The organism is Desulfosporosinus sp. FKA, from assembly GCF_002196785.1.
GTDB lineage: Bacteria > Bacillota > Desulfitobacteriia > Desulfitobacteriales > Desulfitobacteriaceae > Desulfosporosinus > Desulfosporosinus acididurans.
The window spans coordinates 22,366-46,227 of sequence record NZ_NAHZ01000015.1; the positions used below are offsets into that span (position 1 = coordinate 22,366).

Sequence of the window (23,862 nt, forward strand, 5' to 3'; positions counted from 1 at the left end):
GGATTTTTGCCATAGCATGGGGAATATGTGCAAAGAATAAATTAAGGGGGATTTAAATATGTCTCAGCAGAACATGTCTTTAGTTCTATACTTTGTGGTCTTTTTCGGGATAATGTATTTTCTTATGATTAGGCCGCAGCAAAAGCAAGCCAAACAACGACAGGCGCTTCTCAATGGGATGCGTGTAAAGGATCGTGTTTTAACTGCCGGGGGGGTATACGGCAAAATCACAAAGGTTAAAGACAATTCCGTAATGCTGCAAATTGCGGATAAAGTAGAGATTGAAGTGGCTAAATCAGGGATAACTAGTGTTGAGAACCGGGATATCACCGCCGAGGATGCTAAAAAGAATGGCAAAAAGAACGACAAAAATGACAAGAACAGCAAGAGCGACAAGAATAATCAGAATGACAATGGGATTAATCTGGAAAAGGAAGATTCTCAATCGAATTCTAAGCAGGAAAACACCTGAGAATTTTCAGCGTTGTGGGGTAATTAATAATTGCGAATAGGTAATTAGAACAATTGTATAAAAGCAAGTGGTACTTTCTCCACTTGTTTTTTACTACTATGCTGCTGAGGCAGTCATGACCTAAGCCTTAGCGTCGGTTTAGTATACTCGTTTCTAGGCGGCAGGAGGAGTTTGTTTTGGAAAAAGTAACCTTGCAAGATATTAAAGGAGATTCCTATGTACACAGTTTAATTGAGGCAGGAAACAGACATCTTGCGGCAATTGGCTACACGGAACATGGGCTCAGGCATGTAGGTCTGGTCTCCCATATTGCTTCGAATATCTTAGAAAAAATGGAACATACTGAACGAGAGTGCGAATTAGCAGCTATTGCCGGTTATCTTCATGACATCGGAAACGCGGTCAACCGAGTATCTCATGCGCAGACAGGGGCGATTCTGGCTGCGGGCATTTTGGAACGGCACGGTATGCATCCTGAAGAAATTGCTCTGATTATTGGGGCGATTGGCAACCACGATGAGACTGACGGGAATCCGGTTAATAGTATTTCCGCTGCCTTGATTTTAGCGGATAAATCAGACGTACATCGCTCTCGCGTCCGCAATCTGGATCTGGCTACCTTTGACATCCATGACAGAGTCAACTATGCAGTGGAAAAATCATTTTTGCGTGTTTATCCGAAAGAACGGGTTGCTCTGGAACTGACGATTGATACTGAGATCTGCCCTGTCATGGAGTATTTTGAAATCTTTTTGGCTCGTATGTTATTATGTCGTAAAGCCGCCGGATTTCTCGGAACGAAGTTTGAATTAAAAATTAACGAAGTAAAATTACTGTAATTTCACAGAAGTACGTGCTGCTTCATCTCAGATTGACATTGGAATCCTGAACGTTTTATAATGGGGATTGGCATGGGCAAGTCCCATTCATATTAAAAGGGAGGAAAGCAGATGAAACGGGGAAACATCATCAAACTCGTAATGCTGGTGCTTATAGTAGCTGCGGCAGTAGCTCTATCCATAAAACCCCTTGTGGATCCCATTAAGGGCATCCCATTGGGACTTGACCTGCGCGGTGGAGTTCATTTGGTTTTGCAAGCCGAGCCCAATAAAAGCGGGGCACCAATTACAAATGATGACATGGATAAGGCGAAAGCGATTATCTCCAAGCGGGTTAACGATCTTGGGGTATCAGAGCCTGTTATCCAGACAGACTATAACAACAAACGTTTAGTATTAGATTTAGCTGGGGTTTCCGATCCGGATCAGGCAGTTAATGTCCTGAAAACTACGGCACAGTTAACCTTTAAGGATCCTAAAGGCAACATAGTTTTGCAAGGTGCTGAACTTACCGATGCTAAAGCAGGTCAGGATCAAAGCGGAGCAGGAGGATACGTTGTTAACTTGACCTTTTCTTCCGACGGAGCTAAAAAGTTTGCGGATTTAACAACAAAGTATGTAGGTCAAAAGATCGGAATTTATCTCGATGATAAATTGCTAACTAATCCGACAGTTAATGTACCGATTACAAATGGCCAGGCAGAGATTACCGGATATTCAACGCTTCAAGCTGCCGCTAATGATGCTGTGCTGATGCGTTCAGGCTCGCTGCCGGTTAGTATGACGATTACAGAGAAACATCAGGTAGGAGCATCTTTAGGAATTGACTCTTTACACAAAAGTATTCAAGCAGGGATTTATGGTTTAGTCTTTATTTTCCTGTTTATGCTTGTATTTTATCATCTTCCTGGAGTTGTGGCTGACTTTTCCTTGGTTGTCTACGGACTCATTGTCCTCTGGGTTTTCTGGATGTTTCGAGTTGTACTTACCCTGCCAGGAATAGCCGGGTTCATTCTTTCGATAGGGATGGCCGTTGATTTCAATATTATTATCTACGAAAGAGTTAAAGAAGAGGTTCGTGCCGGAAAATCTCTGCGAGCTGGCGTGGAGTCAGGTTTCAGCCGTGCCTTTATCACAGTTATTGATGCTCACGTTACGACATTGATTGCTGCTTTGACCTTGTATTACTTTGGCACAGGGACTATTAAAGGATTTGCCCTGACTCTGGGAGTTGGTATTGTTGCCAGTTTGTTTACTGCACTTACCTTTACACGTTTAGTTTTGCGTTTAATTGTTGGGATAAGCGCAAAATTAAATCCGGCATGGTTTGGCGTTAGGAGGGATGTATAATGGAAAAAGGACATCAGGCAACTTATGAAGAAGTTCAAAAAATACATCCGCTCTACTTTAATATCGTTAAAAAACGGTATTGGTGGTTTGCACTTTCGCTGTTAGTTATTGTCCCGGGAATCATTTCTCTCTTAATGCACGGCTTAAACTTGGGCATTGATTTCAAGGGCGGAACAATGATCGAAGCAAACTTTACTAAAGCTGTGACTCAAAGTGCTATAACCGATACCATGAAATCTGTTGGACTTAGCGGTGAAGTTCAATTATCCAATGGAAATAAATCAGTTCTGATTAGAACCGAAGCTCTTCAACAAGAGAAGCAGACTCAATTAATGACGGCTTTGCAGAAGAAGGTTGCGAATTACGATAAAAAGACACTGCAAGTCGATGAAGTTGGACCGTCCATGGGACAAGAACTTACCCGCAATGCTTTTTGGTCTTTACTCATTGCCATGGGGTTAATGATAGCCTATATATCCTTTAGATTTCAGTTTGTCTTTGCCATATCGGGGATTATTGCCTTACTGCATGATGTTTTAGTCGTTGTCGGCCTGTTTTCGCTGTTCCGATGGCAAATCGATTCCACGTTTGTGGCAGCAATTCTGACGATTTTCGGATACTCCATTAATGATACGGTAGTTATCTTCGATCGGATTCGTGAGAATGAAACACGGATGCGACGCGGAGACAGCTATGAGGATATGGTTGATAAGTCCGTATGGCAAACCATGCGCCGTTCCGTGAATACAGTTGTAACCGTTTTAATTGCCTTGTTCTCAGTGTTTATCTTAGGTGGAGAATCAACAAGAGTTTTCTCTCTGGCCATGTTGATCGGGGTATTCAGCGGAGCTTATTCCTCAATTTTTAATGCGAGTCAGATACTCGTTGAAATCAAAACTCACATGAAAAAGCCGACTAAAGGCGGTAAAGCTGTTCGCGCCTAATTGTAACCTAATTGTAATCAATCAAGAATAAGAAAACGACCTTAAGAATTAGTCTTAGGGTCGTTTTTTTATACCATCAGGACGCATAACCTTCGTTTGTATCTTTCCTCTCGCATAGGAACAGCTATCGCTTTCATCAGAGGTAAACACAAATGCCAAATCAGTGTCTTTAATCTTCGCTAATTTTTTATCCAGTTTCTAAGACCCCCACTTCTTAAGTGGGGGTGGGTCCTCCGTTAACTTCAGGTGGGGTAGAGTTCTCCTTCGCCGCTAAGTATTCCTATCAGGTAAGGCGGCTCGACAATAATGTCCACTGGACATTATTGTATCTGAAGCCCCGATGCTCAGCTTTGGCTGAACGAGTTCACTGGATGGAGTTTAGAAATAAGTATTATTATGGTAAAATAAACAATTAATAACTGCAATAATTACTTTTTGGAGAGAAACGATGTTCAAGAAAACAATCGGACCGTTAATTTTAATAGTTCTGATACTAACTTCAGGCGGCTGTACTTGCAGAAAGCCAGCCTTAAACAGCACTAAGGTTCAGGCCGCAAATTCTTCCGCTTTGCTTGTCGATATACTGCCATCCTCGAAATTATCTCAAGATCCGCAGGATAAAAGAAATAATACGCCACCCCGTTATATACCTGTTCTTTATTATCATTCTATTATGAGAGAAGCAAATAACGAAGTGAGAATGCCCCCTGAACAATTTAAAGCCCAAATTGTCTATTTACATCATCAAGGCTATCATAGCATTACCTTGAATCAATTATATGAATCACTTTATCAAAGAGGAGCTCTTCCTGAGAAGCCATTTGTGATTACCTTTGACGACGGATATGAGGATAATTATCAAACGGCGTATCCTCTTTTAAAGGAATATGGGTATACGGCTACGGTCTTTATGATTTCCAGTTATATAAATGAGAAGGGTTTTTTGACCTGGCCTCAGCTTAAAGAGCTTGCAGTTAATGGCTGGGATATAGCAGATCACACTAGGAATCACTCCTGTCTGACAAAATTGTCCCCATTGAAAGTTTTAGGCGAGCTGGAAAGTTCCAAGAAAGATTTAGAAAAGGGATTAGGCCATTCCGTCGATTATTTCGCCTATCCTTATGGGGATTTAGATAATGCGGTAGTTCAAGCTGTGAAAAAAGCGGGGTATCTCATGGCATTTACTACTCTTCGCGGGTGGGCTGATTCTAATACAGATGCTTATCATGTTCGTAGAGTATATTGTTATGCCAATATGGGAATGAAGGAGTTTATTCATCGGCTGCAAAATCCCAATTATTAATACATTCCTCAAAGGGGCTGTAACCTTATAACTATAAAACCGTGCATGTAAGTGGATGAGTTAAACCACGATTTATGCATGGTTTTTTCACTTTATGAGGGGCGCCGGTGCATTTTGCGAAAGCCTTTTCTTCTAGGAAATAAAAAGTATTTAAGTAAAATATTAACAATATCATCTCTGTGACATATGTTAAAGTGAGCCCGGAAATAAACGTTTCAAATAGGAGGTAGTTAGTATGGCATTCGGAGCAGGTCCTGTTGACGGTGTTGATGGCGTTGTATGCACACCTAATTTCTTACCAGGAATTGCTGTTGTAGTTGTGATTATTCTTCTCTTAATCGCAATGGGTATTGTGTTTTAATACGTTTCTTCTGAATGGAATAAGGAGGGGTATTTATGTACGGATATGGTGCTGCTGGATATGGAGCTGGATGTTGTGCGCCCGTAGCTCCTGTAAGAGTTGGCTACGGGGTTGGTGTTGGCATTATAGCTATTGCAATTCTTATTCTGATCGCGCTGGGAGTTATATTCTAAACTAGAATTTTAATATAAAGAGATTGAAGGAGGTTATAAAAATGGCTTTTGGAGCAGCTGGAGTTGGATGTGGAACTGGTGTTGGTGTTGGCGCAGGTATTGGAATCGTCGTTGTCATCATTCTTTTGCTTATCGCCTTAGGTATTGTATTCTAAGTTAAACAAGTTCGGAGGTGATTTAATGTACGGTTATGGTTTTGGTAGTTGTGTAGGAGCTGGAATCATTGCTATCGCAGTCTTAATTTTAATTGCTTTAGGAGTTATCTTCTAAGTTAAGATAGATTAGGTGATCAAATTATAAACTAGTGAACTCGTTCAGCTAAAGCTGAACGAGTTCACTAACTATAGGACTAAGATACCTCCCAGCTAAGCATCGAGCAAATTCAGAAACGGATTAGATTGGATAAAATAGGCTATACTAGCAGCAAAGAAAGTCGGGGGCGAACGGGTGAATGAGATTCATTCAATTAGTTATATTTGAGGTCCTTTTTCTTTTTTCTGCAGGATTAATTTTTTTTGGAGGAATACGAGGAACTGTAGCCGCTATAGCTGTCCTTTCAATATTAAACTTAGCGGTACATTCACTAGGCCAATTCTGGCATTGGGAAATCCCATTGCTTTTGGGCGGAGTTTTTGGCGTTTTGTCACTGCTTATCCTTGGGAAAATAACCAGCAGAACCAAAGTTGTCAGCGGTTTAGTTGGGGGATTAATTGGCCTGGTCGTCTTTGGAGCATTTTTGACGCCGGTGGCGGCAATTTTTATCTGGATTCTGGTAGCAGGGATGGGATTGGTCCCAAAAAATGACAGCCGACAATTTCTCTGGGGCTTTGCCCCGACAATCATGCGCATAATTCTTGGTATTGGCGGAATTATATTTGGAAATTTTATGACTTTGTAGAAAAATTGGTCATAGAATATTAATAAAATGCTTGCTATAAGTTGCACTATTTGGTATTCTTAACATATACTGAAATCGTCAGGCATTATAGCTGGGCTCGCTAAGGTTGGGGCAGCGGAGAAATCCGTGGGACTTCTTTTAATTAAGAAGTCCCATTTCTTTATAAGTTCTTAGGGCAAGTTGAGGGGATTTGCCGGAAAGCGAGGACAAACATAGTGAATGCAAAGACTCAGGTTGCAACTTTGTCAGTAGTATCAAATACCTTTCTTACTATAGCAAAAGTAATCATTGGCTTAATGGGTGGGTCAATAAGTATTTTATCCGATGGTATTCATTCAGGAATTGATCTGATTGCTGCAGTTATTGCTCTTTTTGCAGTAAGACAATCTGAGAAGCCAGCCGATTCACGTCACGCCTATGGGCATGGAAAAATCGAAAATGTTTCAGGTACTATTGAAGCGCTTCTGATTTTCGTGGCAGCCATTATGATTATTGTTGAAGCAATCCAAAAAGCTTATTTAATTTGGGCTGGCGGCAGCTTAGCCCTTGATAATTTAGGGATAGGTCTCGTTATAATGGGGTTATCGGCACTTATTAATTTCTTCGTATCGGCTCAGTTAATGAGAGTTGCTAAGCGAACTGATTCCGTCGCCTTAGAAGCAGATTCCCTGCATTTACGAACGGATGTGTATACATCGGCGGGTGTTTTCTGTGGGCTTTTACTCATGAAGATTACCGGTTGGTTAATCTTAGATCCTATAGTGGCCTTCGGAGTCGCGCTGCTGATAATTAAGGCTTCCTTCGACTTAACGAAAGAAGCATTTTCCCCACTTGTTGACGTCAGTTTACCTGAGACAGAGCGAGAGATCATATCCGAAGTTATGAGACTTCATGACGAGGAATTCGTGGAATTTCATAAATTAAGAACGCGCAAGGCGGGCGCCGAAAGACATGTCGATTTACATTTAGTTGTCCCGAAATATACTACCGTGGTTGACGTTCATGATCTTTGTGATCGGATAGAAGAAGAAATTAATAAAAAACTTCAGGGTACTCATGTTCTGATTCACGCAGAGCCATGCAGCAACCGGGAAGAGCAATGCCCTCTTGAAGATGGTACAAGTCATACCTGCCAACATTGCCAGAAACCAAAGGGTAAATTATAATGGTAATCTAGGGGGTATAATGTGAAACGAATATGGGCATTGAAATCGACACCAGAGCACATGGCAAAAATTATCAGCAAATCACTTTGTCTTTCGACTATCGTTTCAGATATTCTCGCTCAAAGGAAACTTCAAGATCCTGAGAACGTTATTGAATTTTTGCATCCAACAGTTTTAAGTTTAGCTTCGCCTTTCTGTTTTCAGCAAATGAAGCGAGTTATAGAACGTATGACCTTGGCTTTAAAAAAGCAAGAAAAGGTACTGGTCTACGGAGACTATGATGTTGATGGTGTTACCAGTACCGCTTTATTATACAAAGTACTGACGGATCTTGGCTTTCAGGCTGTAGCCTATATTCCTCACCGACAGGATGAGGGGTACGGTTTGCATGAAGAGGCAATTAGACGAGCAGCCAAAGCAAATGTTAAGGTCATTATCACCGTTGATTGCGGCGTGACTGCAGTTTCCGAAGTAACGATTGCTCGGGAATTGAATATTGATGTTATTATTACAGATCACCATGAACCGCCTGAGCTTTTGCCGGAAGCCTACGCGATATTAAATCCTAAGATTGCTGATTCGGGTTATCCCTTTCGTGATCTTGCCGGTGTGGGCGTTGCTTTCAAATTAGCGCAGGCTCTTATTCAGTCTTTAGGGAATGGCGGCACAGAATACCAAACCGAAAGAAATCTTCTTGATCTGGCAGCTCTAGGAACAATTGCTGATTTAGTGCCTTTGATCGGTGAAAACCGGGTTTTTGTCTATCATGGCCTACGCCAAATGGAAAAGACTCGTCACCCGGGGTTAGACGCTCTCCTCGAAGAATGCGGTCTTAGGAACAAACCTCTTAAGGCCGGGCAAATAGGGTTCATGGTAGCGCCAAGGATTAATGCCGTGGGCCGTATGGATAGTGCCCGCGAAGGGCTTGAACTCCTCTTGACAGATGATTCAGCAAGAGCAGCAGAGCTGGCACGTTTGTTGACGAAGGAAAATCAAGCAAGGCAAGATACCGAGAAAGAGATTTTGACTGAAGCGATTGCTATGCTTGAGACGGAACCGCTGCCTAGAGTTATTGTACTTTCGTCCGATCATTGGCATCATGGAGTGATTGGGATTGTTGCATCTCGTTTAGTGGAACGTTATTATCGGCCGGTATTTATGATCTCAGAAGAAGGAGAGGAAGCTAAGGGTTCGGCCCGAGGAATTTCCGGCTATCCTGTCTTGGAACAATTAAAGACTCAGGCTGATTTATTACTTAAGTTTGGAGGACATAGCGCGGCTGCGGGGTTTTCTCTTTTAACAGGTAACATCCCAAGCTTGAGGGAAGGACTTAATCAACAAGCTAAAGCCTTTGAAGAATCACTTTTTCAAGAGGTTTTACAGATCGATCGCAAGGTCTCTCTTGATGAAGTTTCCTCTGAACTGCTTCATGAGCTCGACCAATTAGGACCTTTTGGTTTTGGCAATTCCGGTCCGATTCTGGCAGCGCAAGGATTAGAAATTTATTCTTTGAATGCAGTAGGCAAAGAACGAAATCATTTAAAATTTCGTTTTGGTAATCATGGTGAACACGAGGGAATCGCCTTCCGCTTAGGTGACAGGATCTCCGAATTATCAAACTCACCCAGGCTGGATGCGGCCTTTAGCTTGGATTGGAACACATTTCAAGGTCTCGACAAAGTACAGTTAATGATCAAGGACATCGTGCCGAAGGCGGATTGGCTTAGGGACGATACTGATCGTTTTCTGGAGAACGATGAAAACCTCGTTCGGGAACAAATTGCTGCTGCACAGGAAAGTGATGATATTCTCTGGCTGAACTGGGAAGATTTCTTTCCTGATGTATGGTCAGTGGAGGAGAAAAGACAAATTTGGATCTGGGATGCTATTCAGAGTGAATCTCAATGTCAACCTTGGGAGGATTCCCTAATCCTGAAATATTTCCCTTTAGCTCCAAAGCATAAACAATCGCCTTCTCACGCTGATCTGAATAATTTGAGAGTAAATGATGGCTTGGGTTTAATCCTTGGCCTTCCACTCTCGGAAGATGATTTTGAGGAAGGAATAAGAAAACTACATGGGCTGGGGATCTATCAAATGGTCGTCGTTGGCAGCCGGGAAATTCAAGAAGAAAGGGTTCGAAAACGATGCCGACATTTAACACGTGAAGAACTGATTCAGTTTTATCGGGAACTTCGCAATTTGGCGCAGGAACGAAATCCATTTGAGGTTTACCTTGACTCAGAAATGAAGCAGGGTCTGAGAATAGCTCTTAAAATCTTTGAGGAATTGGGGCTTATTCGCTGTCTTGGCGGAAGCGAAAAAATCACCTTAGAGTTGATACCGGTTAACGTCAAATTGGACCTTGATACTTCGCTTCGTTATCGATATAGTAAACAGCGGTATGAACAAGCTTTAACCTTTCAAAGAACACTTATAGAGAAATTAAAAATTCGTGGAGAAAACCAATAAGGAAGGGCGGCAAAATTATGAATTTTAGTGAACATATCCGTGTCATAGCTGATTTTCCTAAGCAAGGGATTTCGTATAAAGATATTACGACACTCCTTAAAAAGGGCGATGTTTATCGGGCAGCTGTTAACGAAATGGTTGAGAGAATTAAGCCTTGGAAGCCCGATGTGATTGTCGGTCCCGAGGCGCGGGGATTTTTGCTGGGCGCACCTGTCGCTTATGCCTTAGGGATAGGTTTCGTCCCCGTAAGAAAACCAGGAAAACTGCCGTCCCAAACCATTAGCGAAACCTATGCTCTGGAGTATGGATCCGATACCTTGGAGGTCCATGCGGATGCGATTCATTCAGGTGAACGAATCGTTATTGTTGACGATTTGCTTGCTACCGGCGGAACTATGTCTGCTACGGCAAATTTAATTACCAAAATCGGCGCCGAAGTTGCGGGTATGGGTTTCCTGATTGAACTTACGTTTTTAAAGGGACGTCAAAAATTAGTGGATTATCCAATTTTCTCTTTGGTTGAATATCAAGAGTAACTTGCTTCTAAGAGAGGAGTTCCCCTATGTCCTTCGCGGAATTATGGATAAAACTACAAAAGACGACTCCACAAGCTCGCCTGGCTATTGTGGACAAGGCCTATCGATTTGCTGAGAAGGCTCATCGCAATCAACTTCGCAACTCTGGAGAAGATTATATCCTGCATCCTCTGGAAGTCGCACAGATTTTGGCAGATCTGGAAATGGACGAGGCAACGATTGCCGCCGCCTTGCTTCATGATGTGGTGGAAGATACGGAGTACACCATCGCAGATATCGAGAAAGAATTTGGCTCGGAAATTGCATTATTAGTCGATGGAGTTACAAAACTTGGAAGAATTGCCTATAAAAGCAAAGTAGAACAACAAGTTGAGAATCTGCGCAAAATGTTTCTGGCTATGGCCAAAGATATCCGCGTTATTCTCATCAAACTTGCCGATCGCCTGCATAATATGCGCACCTTGAAATATCATTCGGTGGAAAAGCAAAAGGAAATTGCGCAGGAAACCTTGGAGATATTTGCCCCCTTGGCTAATCGGCTGGGGATTTTTAGAATTAAATGGGAACTGGAAGATCTGTCCTTTCGTTATCTTAAGCCCCAAGAATATTATGATTTAGTGGAAAAGATCGCCTTAAAGCGACGTGAACGGGAAGCTTATATTAATGAAGTCATTGTTCAGATGCGAAAACGTTTAACCGAAGTTGAGATTTATGCCGATATAGCGGGACGTCCTAAACACTTTTACAGTATTTACCGCAAAATGATTACCCAGCATAAGGAATTAAGCGAAATCTACGATTTAATGGCTATTCGAGTCATTGTGGAGACTGTCAATGATTGTTACGGAGCTTTAGGTATTATCCACACCCTTTGGAAACCCATTCCCGGCCGTTTTAAAGATTATATTGCTATGCCCAAGCCCAATATGTATCAATCTCTCCATACCACCTTGATAGGTGAGCATGGCGAGCCTTTTGAAATTCAGATACGGACCTGCGAAATGCATCGTACCTCCGAGTATGGTATTGCTGCCCATTGGAAATATAAAGAAGCAAGTAACAAAGATTGTGCCAGCAGCGCTGGAAGCAGGTCAGCGGCCAGTGTCAATTTCGAGCAAAAGCTGTCCTGGCTGAGGCAGCTTCTGGAATGGCAGCATGAATCCAGGGATGCCGGGGAATTTATGGAGTCCTTAAAGATCGATCTATTCGCTGATACCGTTTTTGTCTTTACGCCCAAAGGAGATGTCGTAGAACTGCCAGCCGATTCCTGCCCTGTGGATTTTGCTTATCGAGTGCATACCGATGTAGGACATCGCTGTGTTGGAGCAAAGATCAACGGCCGGATAGTTCCCCTGGATACAAAGCTGACTAACGGAGATATCATAGAAATCCTTACTTCAAAGCAAGGAGGATGCCCAAGCAGGGATTGGCTGTCCTTTGTCAAAACATCGCAGGCGAAGAACAGAATTCGTCAGTGGTTTAAGAAGGAACAGCGTGAGGACAACATTATTCGCGGCCGTGAAAATTTGGAAAGAGAAGTCCGAAAACTCGGTCTGGATCCTTCAGAAGTCTTGAAGCCGGAGAGCCTTTTAGCTATAGGCAGGAGTCAAAATCTGGTGGGTATTGATGACTTGTATGCCTCCATCGGTGACGGGGTGTTGACTCCCAATAAGGTTTTGATGCGCCTGCGTGAAGATTTAACCAAAGATGAACGAGAAAAGCTGCAATTAGCTGCGTTGCAGCAAAGTGAAGGCAAAACTCCTTCTCAGAGTCATTATGGCAAAGCTTCACATGGTGTTATAGTCAAAGGTGTTGACAATGTCTTAGTGCGTTTTTCCCGCTGTTGTAATCCATTGCCGGGTGATGCAATTATTGGTTATATAACCCGCGGACGCGGAGTTTCTATTCATCGGCAAGACTGCAGCAACATATTGAATCACTCTCAAGAAGAGCGGGATCGGGTCGTTGAGGTTGTCTGGGCTGAGCAAGTAGATTCTACCTATCCTGTGGATATCAAGATTCATGGGCTGGATAAGCCGCGGTTGGTAACAGAAATTATGAATACTGTCTTAGATACCAGGACTCATATCCTGGGAATTAATGCTCGAGTAGGCCGGGATAATATGGCTCATATTCAGCTGCGGGTAGAGATACGCAATCTAGAACAGTTGAAAATGGTGATGCACAAAATTCGCAAGATCAAAGACATTACAGATGTCGAGCGGATTCACTCAGGAGGAAAGTAACATGCGTAGTGTTGTCCAGCGTGTTAAACGCGCCTCGGTAACAGTGTTGGGAGAAACAGTCGGAGAAATTTCCGCAGGGCTTTTGGTTTTATTAGGTGTAGGGTTAAAGGACCAAGAAGCAGACATTGCCTGGATGGTGGATAAGCTCAGTGGGCTGAGAATATTTGAAGATTCGGCTGGCAAGATGAATCGTTCCCTTTTGGATACAGGGGGAGAAATTTTGTTAGTTTCCCAGTTTACGCTCTACGGGGATTGTCGAAGCGGAAAACGGCCAAGCTTTACAGCCGCTTCCCCGCCTGAAAGGGCGAAGATTATTTTTGAGCAAACTAAGGAAGGGCTTCGTAACAAAGGATTACACGTAGAAACCGGTGTATTCCAGGCAGAAATGGATGTTGAATTAGTAAATGACGGACCGGTGACGATTCTTTTGGACAGTGAGAAAACGTTCTAAAGGAGGCTTAACAATGATTGATGGACGTGCGGTGGGGCTCATGGGGGCAAATTGTTATCTCTTTGCTTGTATGGAAAGCAAGAAAGCCGTATTGATCGATCCAGGAGCTGATGGAAAAATGATTCATCGTTGGGTTACGGATAAAGGTCTTCATATCGACTATATCTTATTAACCCATGGGCATGTGGATCACATTGGAGCTGTCGATGAATTAAGGGACCTGCTGGGAGATGTCCAGGTAGGAATACATTCAGGAGATGCTGAAATGCTCACTGATGGCCGAAAAAACCTCTCCAGTTATTTTGGCCCTGGGATAGTTCTCAAGAGTGCTGATTTCCTTTTGGAGGATGGACAGGAAATTTTAGTGGGCAAAGAACGGTTGAAAGTGTTACATACTCCCGGTCATTCTCCCGGAGGGGTATGTCTTTGGAGTTCAGAAGGATTGTTCAGCGGAGATACTCTTTTTGCCGGATCCATTGGACGAACTGATTTCCCGGGAGGTTCCATGGAATTGCTCATTCGTGGGATCAAAGAAAAACTCTTCACTCTTCCTGACAATACTCGAGTATTGCCCGGACATGGCGAAGAGACAAGTATCGGGGAAGAAAAACGCGATAATCCTTATTTAACATAACCCTCTCCAAGAGTGTTGCATAACAGCAGAACAGTCTGCACATTGACAAATAGCAATTATTTGTTAAAATAGTGGATAAACTATTATGTATACATTATGTTGAAGTATTTCTATTCATCAAGACCACTTGGAAGCTATGGCGTATAACTTTCTACAGGGAGGGCTAGCGTGACTGGAACTAGCCTGGGAGATACGTGATAGGACAGCCAAGCGGGAGTAGCTGATACTGCGGATGGTCTCGTTAACGACTAAAAAGTGGGCGGATAAATTCCGTCAATAAGGGTGGCACCACGAGAAGTTCTCGTCCCTTGCTCAAAGCAAGGAACGAGAACTTTTTATAATCCTATAGCCTATATTATTTCCTAAGGAGGAACGACCATGGCGATTCAACGACCAAAAGGAACTCAGGACTTGCTGCCGGGGACCGTCGAACAGTGGCAATACCTTGAAGAAACAATTCGGAAGGTCTGTCGGGACTATGGGTATGAAGAAATTCGAACGCCAATTTTCGAGGCAACGGAACTTTTTCAGCGAGGAGTAGGTCAAACAACAGATATTGTAAAAAAAGAAATGTATACTTTTTTAGACAAGGGAGACCGGTCGATGACCTTACGACCGGAGGGAACGGCTTCTGTCTGCCGGGCCTATGTTGAGGACAAGCTTTATGGTCAATCGCAGCCGGTTAAGCTTTATTACAGTGGGCCAATGTTTCGCTATGAGCGGCCTCAAAGCGGACGATTTCGCCAGTTTCATCAGTTTGGAGTGGAAGTCTTAGGCGCCGATCAACCTATCGTTGATGCTGAAGTCATTTGTTTAGTTTGGGATTTGTATCAACGGCTTGGATTAAAAGGTTTGGAAGTTCATCTTAATTCAGTAGGATGTCCAACCTGCCGAGCTGCTCATCGGGAACAATTGCAAAGGTTTTTGACGACCCGCAAGTCTGAATTGTGTCAGGATTGCCAGGAACGTTATGAACGAAATCCTTTGCGGATTTTGGATTGCAAAAATCCTAATTGTCAAGCGGTAACCGAAGGAGCACCAACGACTTTAGATACCCTTTGTGATGACTGTCGAAGTCATTTTGAAAAAGTATTAAGTCTATTATCTGGGGCTGGAGTAGCCTATAGAGTTGACCCCCGTTTGGTCAGAGGGCTTGATTATTACACTAAAACGGCTTTTGAAGTCATGGTGGAGGAAATCGGGGCCCAGAGCGCTATCTGCGGAGGCGGGCGTTATGACGGCCTTGTGGAAGAAATCGGCGGACCGGCCACTCCGGGAATCGGTTTTGCAATGGGATTAGAGCGGGTTTTAGCAGCTCTTCAAGTACAGGGTAAATTCCCTGATCCGAAGTCAAAACTTTTTGCTATGCTTATTGCCTTGGGAGATAAGGCTCAAAACGAAGGGTTCGCGATTATGAATGCTTTACGCGGAAAAGGAGTTCCGGTAGGCATGGATCTCCTGGGCCGCAGCTTAAAAGCGCAGTTAAAAGCTGCCAATCGTGAAGGAGCAGAGTTTGCTCTTATTTTGGGAGAAGAGGAGTTGGAACGACAGGTTCTTCTTCTTAGAGATTTAAACTCAGGAGAGCAAACTGAAGTTCCTTTGTCTAAAGCCATTGAAGTCATTTATATGAAGCATCAGAGAGGAGTTTAAGTCATGACAGTATTTTCGGAACGTGTTCCCAATGGAGAGCTGGATTTGAACCGAATGGGTGATGAGGTACGATTGTTAGGCTGGGTCCAGCGTCGTCGTGACCATGGCGGTTTAATATTTGTTGATCTTCGAGATCGCTCAGGTCTAGTTCAGGTTGTTTTTGATCCGGAAAAGATGGAAGACAGTTTTAGTTTGGCAGAAAGCCTTCGCTCGGAGTATGTTGTCTCCATTTTAGGTCAAGTGATTGCCCGTCCCGAAGGAATGATAAATCCTAATTTAGCCACAGGTAAAATTGAAGTTGTCGCTAAAAAACTGGAAGTTTTAAATGGAGCTAAAACGCCGCCCTTTTATCTTATCGATCAGGTCGATGTCGATGAAACTGTGCGTTTGAAATACCGTTATCTTGATTTACGCCGCCCGGAAATGCAGGCTGTATTTAAAACAAGGCACAAAGTAACCCAAATCATGCGCAACTTTTTTGACAGCCAGGGTTTTTATGAAATTGAAACACCAATGCTTGTTAACTCATCACCTGAAGGTGCCAGAGATTACCTCGTTCCCAGCCGCGTTCACCCGGGAGAATTTTATGCGCTGCCTCAGTCTCCGCAACAATTTAAGCAACTGTTAATGGTTGGCGGGTTGGAGAAATACTTCCAAATCGTCCGTTGTTTTCGAGATGAAGACCTGAGAGCAGATCGCCAGCCGGAATTTACGCAGCTTGATGTGGAGATGTCTTTCGTCGAAGTTGAAGATATTCTGTCCATGATGGAACAGTTAATGGTTCGAATTTTCTCGGAAACTATCGGCAAGTCGATTGCGGTTCCTTTTCCGCGCTTAACCTATAAAGAAGCAATGGACCGATTTGGTTCGGATAAACCGGATACACGCTTCGGCATGGAACTCATCGATGTGGGAGAGATTGTTGGAAAGTCAGGCTTTAAGGTCTTTGCTAATGTAGTGGCAAACGGCGGAAGTGTAAAATGTCTCTGTGCCAAAGGGTGTGCAGGAATGCCCCGCCGCGAAATTGATGATCTGGGAAAATTTGTCGCTGCTTACAGAGCCAAGGGTTTAGCCTGGATCGTCTTTGCCGAGGAAGGAATCAAATCTCCCATTACCAAATTCTTCACTGAAGAAGAAATGCAAGCCCTGATCGAAGTTTCAAAGGCTGAAACCGGAGATATCTTATTCTTCGTTGCCGATAAATATCCTATTGTCTGTGATGCCTTAGGCCACTTGCGCTTGGAGTTAGCGAAACGAATGAACCTTATCCCTGAGGATATGTTCAATTTCCTCTGGGTTACAGAGTTTCCGCTTTTGGAATATGATGAGGAAGAAAAACGCTATGTCGCTATTCACCATCCCTTTACAGCGCCAATGGATGAAGATCTGCCGATATTAGAGACAGATCCTTTGCAAGTACGGGCCAAAGCCTATGACATGGTTCTCAATGGTACTGAACTCGGCGGCGGGAGCATTCGCATTCATCGCCGGGGTGTTCAAGAGCAGCTATTTAGCTTGCTGGGATTATCTGAGGAGGAAGCAGTGGCTCAATTTGGGCATCTTTTAGAGGCCTTTGAATTCGGAACACCTCCTCATGGCGGGATTGCCTTTGGACTTGACCGTATGATTATGCTTCTGACAGGTAAAGATAATATTCGTGATGTTATAGCCTTCCCTAAAACGCAAAGCGCTTCGGATCTTATGGCTCATGCCCCATCACCGGTTTCGGACAAACAATTAAAAGAGTTAAGCATAAAAACTGTTTTGAAATAGGGCCTGGAGGTATAAGTGTACCTTTTGCTTGATGAATTTTCCGGTAAAATGTTCTTGTATTTTTAAGGGAACTATTTGACATAATCCCGGTACTTAGATATAATAGCATTGTAGCTACCCCCTTAGGGTATCGGAGGAAAACGGTATGTTAAATTCAACGACTTATTCAGAATCGAAAGAAGATATCCTGCGCAGACTAAAAAAAATTGAAGGTCAAGTTAAAGGGATACAGCGCATGATTGAGAGTGACAAGTACTGTGTTGATGTACTGATCCAGGTTGCGGCTGCGCGTGCTGCCCTTAACAAAGTTGGTACCATTGTTTTTGAACATCATTCTCGTGGATGTATGCGTAATGCAGTTGAAAGCAATGATCAGGAAGCCGCCATCGAAGAACTAATTGGGGTGCTAACCAAATTTATTAAGTAAGCAAAAGTTACAATTAATTTAATTGGGGGGATTATCATGGCAGGTGCAAATGTTAAAACCTTTACGACAGCAAATTTCGACGCAGAAGTTTTAAAATCTGAAAAACCGGTTTTGGTAGATTTCTGGGCTCCATGGTGCAGCCCGTGCCGGATGGTAGCTCCGGTCGTTGAAGAGTTGGCAGACTCTTATGTCGGCAAAATGGTCATTGGTAAGGTCGATGTTGATGAGAATGGACCTATTGCCGGGCAATACGGAGTTATGAGTATTCCAACACTTGCGATTTTTAAAGGCGGTAAGTTGGTTGACAAAATCGTAGGTTTCCGGGGAAAACCGGATCTCGTGAAAATGATCGAAGCTCAGCTTTAAAGTGAACTCGTTCAGGTCTTAAAAACTGGATCAAACTTATAATTTCTGAGTGAGAACCCTTAAAGTATATATTTAACGTCTATTGAATGAGACTATAGTCCAAGAACAGAGCCTTCCGCATAGTTGTTTTGCTATGCGGAAGGCTCTTTAGATATTTACTCTTGAGAACGTTCTTTTCCCATTCCTGAAGGGGTGTAAAATACCTGTCCTTGAACTTGGGGAGGAAGATAATCTTGTTTCACCCAATGATTTGGGTAGTTATGGGGGTAGAGATAACCTTGTCCATTACCTAATTTGTCAGCCCCTGAGTAGCTGCTGCTCCGAAGGTGGAGAGGAACTTCACCGGTGGGATTGCTTTTCACATAAGCTAAAGCTTTGTCAATGCTGGCTTCAGCGCTGTTGCTTTTGGGAGCGGCAGCGATGGCTAAAACGGCTTGGGCCATAGGGATTCTTGCCTCAGGCATGCCGATCCATTCGAGGGCATTGGCAGCGGCTTGAGCTTGAAGCATGACCATGGGGTCGGCGAGACCGACATCCTCTGAGGCATGGACGATAATTCGGCGCATAATAAAACGAGGGTCTTCACCGGCTTCCAGTAAAACTGCTAACCAATAGAGGGCGGCATCAGGGTCCGAGCCACGCATACTTTTAATAAATGCGGAAATGATGTCATAATGATTATCTCCGGATTTATCAAAGCGCAGAGCACGCTGTTGAATGGATTCTTCGGCAATCTCAAGGGAGATACAGCGGATACCATCTGCGGCAGGAGTCGTCATTACAGCGAGTTCCAGGGCATTAAGGGCTCTGCGCAAATCTCCATTGGCATAATTTAGCCAATGCTCCCAGGCCGGGGGGGATATTTGAACATTGCAGCGGCCTAAGCCGCGTTCTGAATCTTGCAAAGCTCTTTCGAGGCCGAGACGGATATCAGAAGGAGTAAGAAGTTCTAAATGGAATAAGGTTGAACGGCTTAGAAGGGCAGAATTTAATTCGAAAAAGGGATTTTCGGTAGTTGCGCCTATAAAAGTAATTGTTCCGTTTTCAACAGAAGGTAATAAAGCGTCTTGCTGACTTTTGTTAAAACGATGAACTTCATCACAGAAGACTAACGTCTTCTTACCATAAAGGTGAAGCTCTTCGGTTGCCTGGACAGTTATCTCGCGCAGTTCTTTGACGCCTGAAGTAACGGCGTTAATTCGGACAAAGCGAGACGTAGTTTGCGAGGCAATGACCTGAGCTAAACTTGTCTTGCCTGTACCGGGCGGACCGTAGAGAATCAAGGACGAAACACGGTCCGCTTCAATTGCCCGGCGGAGCAGCTTTCCGGGACCAAGTATATGTTGCTGCCCAATATACTCATCAAGAGTCCGGGGGCGCATTCTCTCGGCAAGGGGGGCAACTTGTCGCTGATCGAAAGTAGCTGAAAACAAATTCATTGAGCTGATGTTCCTTTCTAGGAGGATTTAAAGTACTGTTAAATCGTACTTAAATTATAGCATATGGAGGTACAACCCTTAAGGAATTTCGGTTTATTAAATAGTCTCTAAAGCCAATATTAAAAAGAATAGTAAAAGAGTTGGATATAGCCTTGACAAATCCCGACTATTTTAATAAGATATCCATAGAAAGATCAAACGAGGATTTATAATTCTTGGAAAGAGGTGAGGGTGTGAAACTCTCTACCAAAGGTCGATATGGAGTTAGGGCTATGTTTGACTTAGCCCAGCATATGGGTGAAGGTCCTGTATCCTTGAAAAGCATTTCTGAAAGGCAAGGGATTTCTGAACATTACTTGGAACAGCTTATTGCCGGATTACGCAAAGCAGGACTGGTAAAAAGCGTCCGAGGGGCTCAAGGCGGTTATTTACTCGGAAGAGAACCCGACAAAATCAAAGTTGGCGATATTATTCGGGTTTTGGAAGGGCCAATAGCTCCTACCGAATGTGTCTCAGAGGAAGATCCGGAATGTTGCACCAAGTCGGAATATTGCGTTACTCGGACGATTTGGGAGAAGGTTCGAGACTCAATCGCCGAAGTTTTAGATTCCATTACCCTGGAAACAATGCTTGAGGACGCCCAAAAATTTGAATCCGAACGCAGCTTATATATGTACTATATCTGACCACTGTTTCACAACAACAATAAAGGGAGTGAGCCTATGCGGCGAGTTTACTTAGATCACAGTGCTACGACCCCGGTTGATCCAGAAGTAGCAGCGTTAATGATGACTTACTATACTGAGAAATACGGCAATCCTTCGAGTGTTCATAGTTTTGGCAGAGAAGCCAAGCAAGCCCTGGAGGAGGCCCGACGCCAAGTTGCTGAATTAATCGGTGCAGAACCTTCAGAAGTTACTTTTACCAGCGGAGGAACAGAAGCTGATAATTTGGCCATTCTTGGGACAGCAGAAGCCTTGAGCAAGAAAGGCAAGCATATTATTACCACTGCAGTAGAACATCATGCTGTGCTGGAAACTTGCGAATATCTGGAGAAGAACGGTTTTGATCTAACCATTGTTCCTGTAGATGAAGAAGGGATTGTCTCCGTGGAGTCCGTTAAAAAGGCCATCCGACCGGATACAATTCTCATCACCATGATGCACGCTAATAACGAAGTGGGAGCGATCCAGCCTGTTGCTGAAATCGGTAAACTGGCTAAAGAGCACGGCATTGTCTTTCATGTTGATGCTGTTCAATCTCTCGGTAAAATTCCTATTGACGTCAAAGCAATGGCTATAGACCTTTTGACCATCTCCAGCCATAAAATTTACGGTCCTAAGGGTGTCGGGGCGCTTTATATCCGCAAGGGTGTCCGGGTTGCTCCCCGAATCTATGGCGGCGGGCAAGAAAAGAAACGCCGTTCGGGTACGGAAAACACTCCGGGAATTATCGGCTTCGGCAAGGCTTGTGAGCTTGCCGGTCAGAGAATGGCTGAAGACGCTCAGCGTCTTAGCAAGCTTCGAGATAAACTCATGAATGGGATTATAGAGAAAATTGATTATGTGAAAATAAATGGACCTCTTGGTGACAAACGTTTGCCGAACAATGTCAATGTCAGTATCCAATTTGTTGAAGGAGAATCGCTGCTGCTCTCTTTAGATATGCTGGGAATTGCAGCTTCGAGCGGCTCGGCTTGTACTTCGGGTTCCTTAGATCCTTCCCATGTTTTATTAGCCATGGGGCTGGTGCACGAAATTGCTCATGGATCTCTGCGCTTTACCTTAGGACATCAGAATACGGAAGAAGACATTGATTATGTTCTTGAACAATTGCCCAAGATTGTTGATCGTCTGCGTATGATGTCGCCTCTTTACGATCAAGCAGTTCATGCTAAAAAAGCACAGTAAAAGCTGGAGAATAAAAACTTATTTGCGGTTTTAAAAACTGGATAAAATCATAACTGCGATAGAGCTATTGGAAATTGCTAAAAAGGGAGTGGGCAAGAATGTATACAGAAAAAGTCATGGATCATTTTACAAATCCCCGAAATGTTGGGGAAATCGAAAACGCCAATGGCGTCGGCGAAGTCGGGAATGCAAAATGTGGAGATATCATGCGTATTTATTTAGACGTTGAAGGGGACGTTATTAAGGACGTCAAGTTTAAAACGTTTGGCTGTGGAGCAGCCGTTGCTACCAGCAGCATGGTTACGGAGATGGTTAAAGGGAAAACTCTTGATGAAGCTCTGGAGATTTCCAACGCTGCAGTAGCTGAAGCTTTAGGAGGGCTGCCTCCGGCTAAGATGCATTGTTCCAACCTTGCAGCGGATGCGCTCCACGCAGCTATTAAAGACTACCATGAAAAACAAGAAAAAAAGGAATAGATGATGATGGCTCTGACTACAAAGCCTAAAGTCGTAGTAGGTATGAGCGGCGGTGTGGATAGTTCCATGGCCGCCGCTTTACTTAAAGAACAAGGCTATGAAGTGATTGGGGTAACCTTACAGATTTGGGAATCAGCCGGACCGGAAGTCGAAGGAGGATGTTGTTCGATTTCGGCTATTGACGATGCCAGGCGAGTTGCCTATCAGCTTGGGATACCCCATTACGTTATGAATTTTCGCACTTATTTTCAGGAAACTGTTGTTGATTATTTTACTCAGTCATATTTAGAGGGAGAAACTCCGAATCCTTGTTTGGCTTGTAACAAATATGTTAAATTCGGAGAAATGCTGCGTAAAGCTCGCGGCTTGGGGGCTGATTACATAGCTACAGGGCATTATGCGCAAGTTCTCCGCGACCCGGTTAGTAATCGCTTTCTCCTAAGTAAAAGTTCGGATGAACGGAAGGATCAAACCTATGCTCTCTACATGCTAAATCAAGAACAACTTGCCCATACGATTTTTCCTTTAGGAGAGTTTACAAAAGATCAGGTTCGCAAAATGGCGGGTGACCTAGGCTTAGGGGTTGCCAACAAACCGGACAGCCAAGAGATCTGTTTCGTTCCCGATGATGATTATGCTTCCTTTGTACGTGAACGAGCGAAAAATAAAATCAAACCGGGGAACTTTGTCGATCAGCAAGGAAATGTTTTAGGAAGGCATCAAGGTATTATTCATTATACAATTGGCCAGCGGAAAGGGCTGGGAGTTGCTTTTGGCAAACCCAAATATGTTGTTGGTTTAAATACCTCCCGCAATGAAGTTGTTCTTGGCGATGACCATGAGGTCTATTCAGATACCCTTTGGGCGACAAATTTGAATTGGATTTCTATGCCTGATTTAAAGGAGTCAATCAAAGCAGAGGCCAAAATTCGTTATAATTCTTCCGGTGCGCCGGCAACCCTTTCACCTTTAAGCGGGGGTAAGGTCTTGGTACATTTCGATAAACCCCAGCGTGCAATAACTCCAGGGCAAGCTGTTGTTTTTTATCAAGGAAATCTAGTCGTAGGCGGCGGTAAAATAAGCGCCCAAACTGACCATTAATTTTACCGAATTATGAATGAATTCTTGAGTACCAGGGAAGAGTATACATAGGATTTCTTAGGAGGTGAAAAGGATGCGCCGCTCACGTGAGATTGTCGGCCTGCCCGTTTTGGATTTAAAAAAGGGAGGATCAATAGGTTGGGTACAGGACTTGGTTTTGGACTGCAACAAAGATGAAGTTGCCGGTATTCTCCTGGAAGGCGGACATCTCTTTCACACGACGAAAGGAATTCCCCGTAAGGCCATTGTAAGTGTGGGTAAGGATGCAGTTACGATCCAAGAAAAAACCTTGGAGGAACTCAGGGGAACACGATGGTCAGAAAAAATCGGGAATGAAGTCTATACCCAAGCTGGAGACTCAAGAGGAACGATTGAGGATATTTTTGTTGATGATTCCGTAAAAAAGTTGGTTGGCTTTGAGATCTCAGACGGACTCTTCGCAGACCTTCTTCATGGCCGGGGCACGATCCTGCGGCCGCACGTCATGATCGATGGGAAGGATATCTTAATCGTTGATAATCAAGTATCTCCCTTGGATCAAGCAAATGAAGGGGGCTTTCAATCATGAATTGTCCGGTTTGCTCGGGGCGCGCCATAGGTAAGGTCGGAGTCGAACAGTATTATTGTTGGGATTGTTGTGTGGAATTTACAACTCAAACAGACAAAGTTGTCGTTTATGATTTAGCAGAAGACGGTTCTTTAGTAGCTTGGAACGATCCGGCTCTGACTCAAGAGGCACCAAGTGCCGCAGTTGAATAACTCGGATAGCAGCATCAGGCCTTCGTGTGATTTCGGCACGAGAAAAAACGGTTGCTTGCTGCGCAGTTTGCAATTTTTGTCGTTTTGAACTCGAATTAGGTAGTTAAACTCTATTG

At 43.6% G+C, this 23,862-nt stretch carries 25 protein-coding genes; 24 read left to right on the forward strand and 1 reads right to left on the reverse strand.

What is annotated here, in order from left to right; translation table 11 throughout:
- The first annotated feature begins 58 nt into the window (after positions 1 to 58).
- The 18 genes from yajC (at position 59) to trxA (ending at position 18,061) form a co-directional block, all read left to right on the forward strand.
- Positions 59 to 472, forward strand: a complete 414-nt coding sequence (gene yajC, locus B5771_RS03620) for a preprotein translocase subunit YajC (protein WP_088186314.1) — start codon at positions 59 to 61, stop codon at positions 470 to 472.
- A gap of 176 nt (positions 473 to 648) precedes the next feature.
- A complete protein-coding gene (locus tag B5771_RS03625; protein WP_088186315.1) occupies positions 649 to 1,311 on the forward strand; it encodes an HD domain-containing protein in 663 nt (220 codons plus the stop codon).
- Positions 1,312 to 1,422: 111 nt separating this feature from the next.
- Positions 1,423 to 2,661 (forward strand): protein translocase subunit SecD, encoded by a 1,239-nt coding sequence (secD, locus tag B5771_RS03630; RefSeq protein WP_088186316.1) that lies wholly within the window; start codon positions 1,423 to 1,425, stop codon positions 2,659 to 2,661.
- Positions 2,661 to 3,605 (forward strand): protein translocase subunit SecF, encoded by a 945-nt coding sequence (gene secF, locus B5771_RS03635; RefSeq protein ID WP_088186317.1) that lies wholly within the window; start codon positions 2,661 to 2,663, stop codon positions 3,603 to 3,605. Before secD ends, secF begins: the two co-directional genes overlap by 1 nt.
- Positions 3,606 to 4,053: 448 nt before the next feature.
- Entirely contained in the window at positions 4,054 to 4,908 is an 855-nt protein-coding gene (locus B5771_RS03640) for a polysaccharide deacetylase family protein (RefSeq protein WP_088186318.1), read from the forward strand.
- Positions 4,909 to 5,143: 235 nt separating this feature from the next.
- Positions 5,144 to 5,269, forward strand: coding sequence for a hypothetical protein (locus tag B5771_RS25015; RefSeq protein WP_047809715.1), 126 nt, complete (start codon positions 5,144 to 5,146; stop codon positions 5,267 to 5,269).
- A gap of 35 nt (positions 5,270 to 5,304) precedes the next feature.
- Entirely contained in the window at positions 5,305 to 5,442 is a 138-nt protein-coding gene (locus tag B5771_RS24115; RefSeq protein WP_172408143.1) for a hypothetical protein, read from the forward strand.
- Positions 5,443 to 5,893: 451 nt separating this feature from the next.
- A complete protein-coding gene (locus B5771_RS03645; RefSeq protein WP_088186319.1) occupies positions 5,894 to 6,340 on the forward strand; it encodes a hypothetical protein in 447 nt (148 codons plus the stop codon).
- 215 nt (positions 6,341 to 6,555) lie between these two features.
- Positions 6,556 to 7,506, forward strand: a complete 951-nt coding sequence (locus tag B5771_RS03650; RefSeq protein WP_088186320.1) for a cation diffusion facilitator family transporter — start codon at positions 6,556 to 6,558, stop codon at positions 7,504 to 7,506.
- Positions 7,507 to 7,527: 21 nt separating this feature from the next.
- A complete protein-coding gene (recJ, locus tag B5771_RS03655) occupies positions 7,528 to 9,978 on the forward strand; it encodes a single-stranded-DNA-specific exonuclease RecJ (RefSeq protein ID WP_088186321.1) in 2,451 nt (816 codons plus the stop codon).
- 17 nt (positions 9,979 to 9,995) lie between these two features.
- Entirely contained in the window at positions 9,996 to 10,514 is a 519-nt protein-coding gene (locus B5771_RS03660) for an adenine phosphoribosyltransferase (protein WP_088186322.1), read from the forward strand.
- Between the two features lie 26 nt (positions 10,515 to 10,540).
- Positions 10,541 to 12,760 (forward strand): bifunctional (p)ppGpp synthetase/guanosine-3',5'-bis(diphosphate) 3'-pyrophosphohydrolase, encoded by a 2,220-nt coding sequence (locus B5771_RS03665; protein ID WP_088186323.1) that lies wholly within the window; start codon positions 10,541 to 10,543, stop codon positions 12,758 to 12,760.
- A 1-nt stretch (position 12,761) separates the two neighbouring features.
- Positions 12,762 to 13,211: a D-aminoacyl-tRNA deacylase gene (gene dtd / locus B5771_RS03670; RefSeq protein ID WP_088186324.1), complete on the forward strand. Its 450-nt coding sequence runs from the start codon at positions 12,762 to 12,764 to the stop codon at positions 13,209 to 13,211.
- A gap of 13 nt (positions 13,212 to 13,224) precedes the next feature.
- Positions 13,225 to 13,845 (forward strand): MBL fold metallo-hydrolase, encoded by a 621-nt coding sequence (locus tag B5771_RS03675; protein ID WP_088186325.1) that lies wholly within the window; start codon positions 13,225 to 13,227, stop codon positions 13,843 to 13,845.
- A 378-nt stretch (positions 13,846 to 14,223) separates the two neighbouring features.
- A complete protein-coding gene (gene hisS, locus B5771_RS03680) occupies positions 14,224 to 15,495 on the forward strand; it encodes a histidine--tRNA ligase (protein ID WP_088186326.1) in 1,272 nt (423 codons plus the stop codon).
- Positions 15,496 to 15,498: 3 nt separating this feature from the next.
- Positions 15,499 to 17,268: an aspartate--tRNA ligase gene (aspS, locus tag B5771_RS03685; RefSeq protein WP_088186327.1), complete on the forward strand. Its 1,770-nt coding sequence runs from the start codon at positions 15,499 to 15,501 to the stop codon at positions 17,266 to 17,268.
- A gap of 145 nt (positions 17,269 to 17,413) precedes the next feature.
- Entirely contained in the window at positions 17,414 to 17,695 is a 282-nt protein-coding gene (locus B5771_RS03690; protein WP_088186328.1) for a metal-sensitive transcriptional regulator, read from the forward strand.
- A 36-nt stretch (positions 17,696 to 17,731) separates the two neighbouring features.
- Positions 17,732 to 18,061, forward strand: coding sequence for a thioredoxin (gene trxA / locus B5771_RS03695; protein WP_047809704.1), 330 nt, complete (start codon positions 17,732 to 17,734; stop codon positions 18,059 to 18,061).
- A 155-nt stretch (positions 18,062 to 18,216) separates the two neighbouring features.
- Here trxA and B5771_RS03700 read toward each other — a convergent pair whose 3' ends face one another.
- Positions 18,217 to 19,500 carry a replication-associated recombination protein A gene (locus tag B5771_RS03700; protein ID WP_088186329.1) on the reverse strand — a complete coding sequence of 428 codons (1,284 nt, stop codon included), beginning with the start codon at positions 19,498 to 19,500 and terminating at the stop codon, positions 18,217 to 18,219.
- 233 nt (positions 19,501 to 19,733) lie between these two features.
- Here B5771_RS03700 and B5771_RS03705 point away from each other — a divergent pair, with 233 nt between their 5' ends.
- The 6 genes from B5771_RS03705 (at position 19,734) to B5771_RS03730 (ending at position 23,746) form a co-directional block, all read left to right on the forward strand.
- Complete coding sequence (locus B5771_RS03705) at positions 19,734 to 20,186, forward strand: Rrf2 family transcriptional regulator (RefSeq protein ID WP_047809702.1); 453 nt, start codon at positions 19,734 to 19,736, stop codon at positions 20,184 to 20,186.
- A 36-nt stretch (positions 20,187 to 20,222) separates the two neighbouring features.
- Positions 20,223 to 21,410: a cysteine desulfurase NifS gene (nifS, locus tag B5771_RS03710; RefSeq protein ID WP_088186330.1), complete on the forward strand. Its 1,188-nt coding sequence runs from the start codon at positions 20,223 to 20,225 to the stop codon at positions 21,408 to 21,410.
- Positions 21,411 to 21,508: 98 nt separating this feature from the next.
- Positions 21,509 to 21,886: a Fe-S cluster assembly scaffold protein NifU gene (gene nifU, locus B5771_RS03715; RefSeq protein WP_047809700.1), complete on the forward strand. Its 378-nt coding sequence runs from the start codon at positions 21,509 to 21,511 to the stop codon at positions 21,884 to 21,886.
- A 6-nt stretch (positions 21,887 to 21,892) separates the two neighbouring features.
- Positions 21,893 to 22,987, forward strand: coding sequence for a tRNA 2-thiouridine(34) synthase MnmA (gene mnmA, locus B5771_RS03720; protein WP_088186485.1), 1,095 nt, complete (start codon positions 21,893 to 21,895; stop codon positions 22,985 to 22,987).
- A 73-nt stretch (positions 22,988 to 23,060) separates the two neighbouring features.
- The gene (locus B5771_RS03725) at positions 23,061 to 23,555 is read left to right on the forward strand and encodes a PRC-barrel domain-containing protein (protein WP_047809699.1); all 495 of its coding nucleotides are present in this window, start codon (positions 23,061 to 23,063) and stop codon (positions 23,553 to 23,555) included.
- Positions 23,552 to 23,746 (forward strand): hypothetical protein, encoded by a 195-nt coding sequence (locus tag B5771_RS03730; RefSeq protein WP_088186331.1) that lies wholly within the window; start codon positions 23,552 to 23,554, stop codon positions 23,744 to 23,746. The genes B5771_RS03725 and B5771_RS03730 overlap by 4 nt, the downstream gene beginning before the upstream one ends.
- Positions 23,747 to 23,862: the final 116 nt, after the last annotated feature.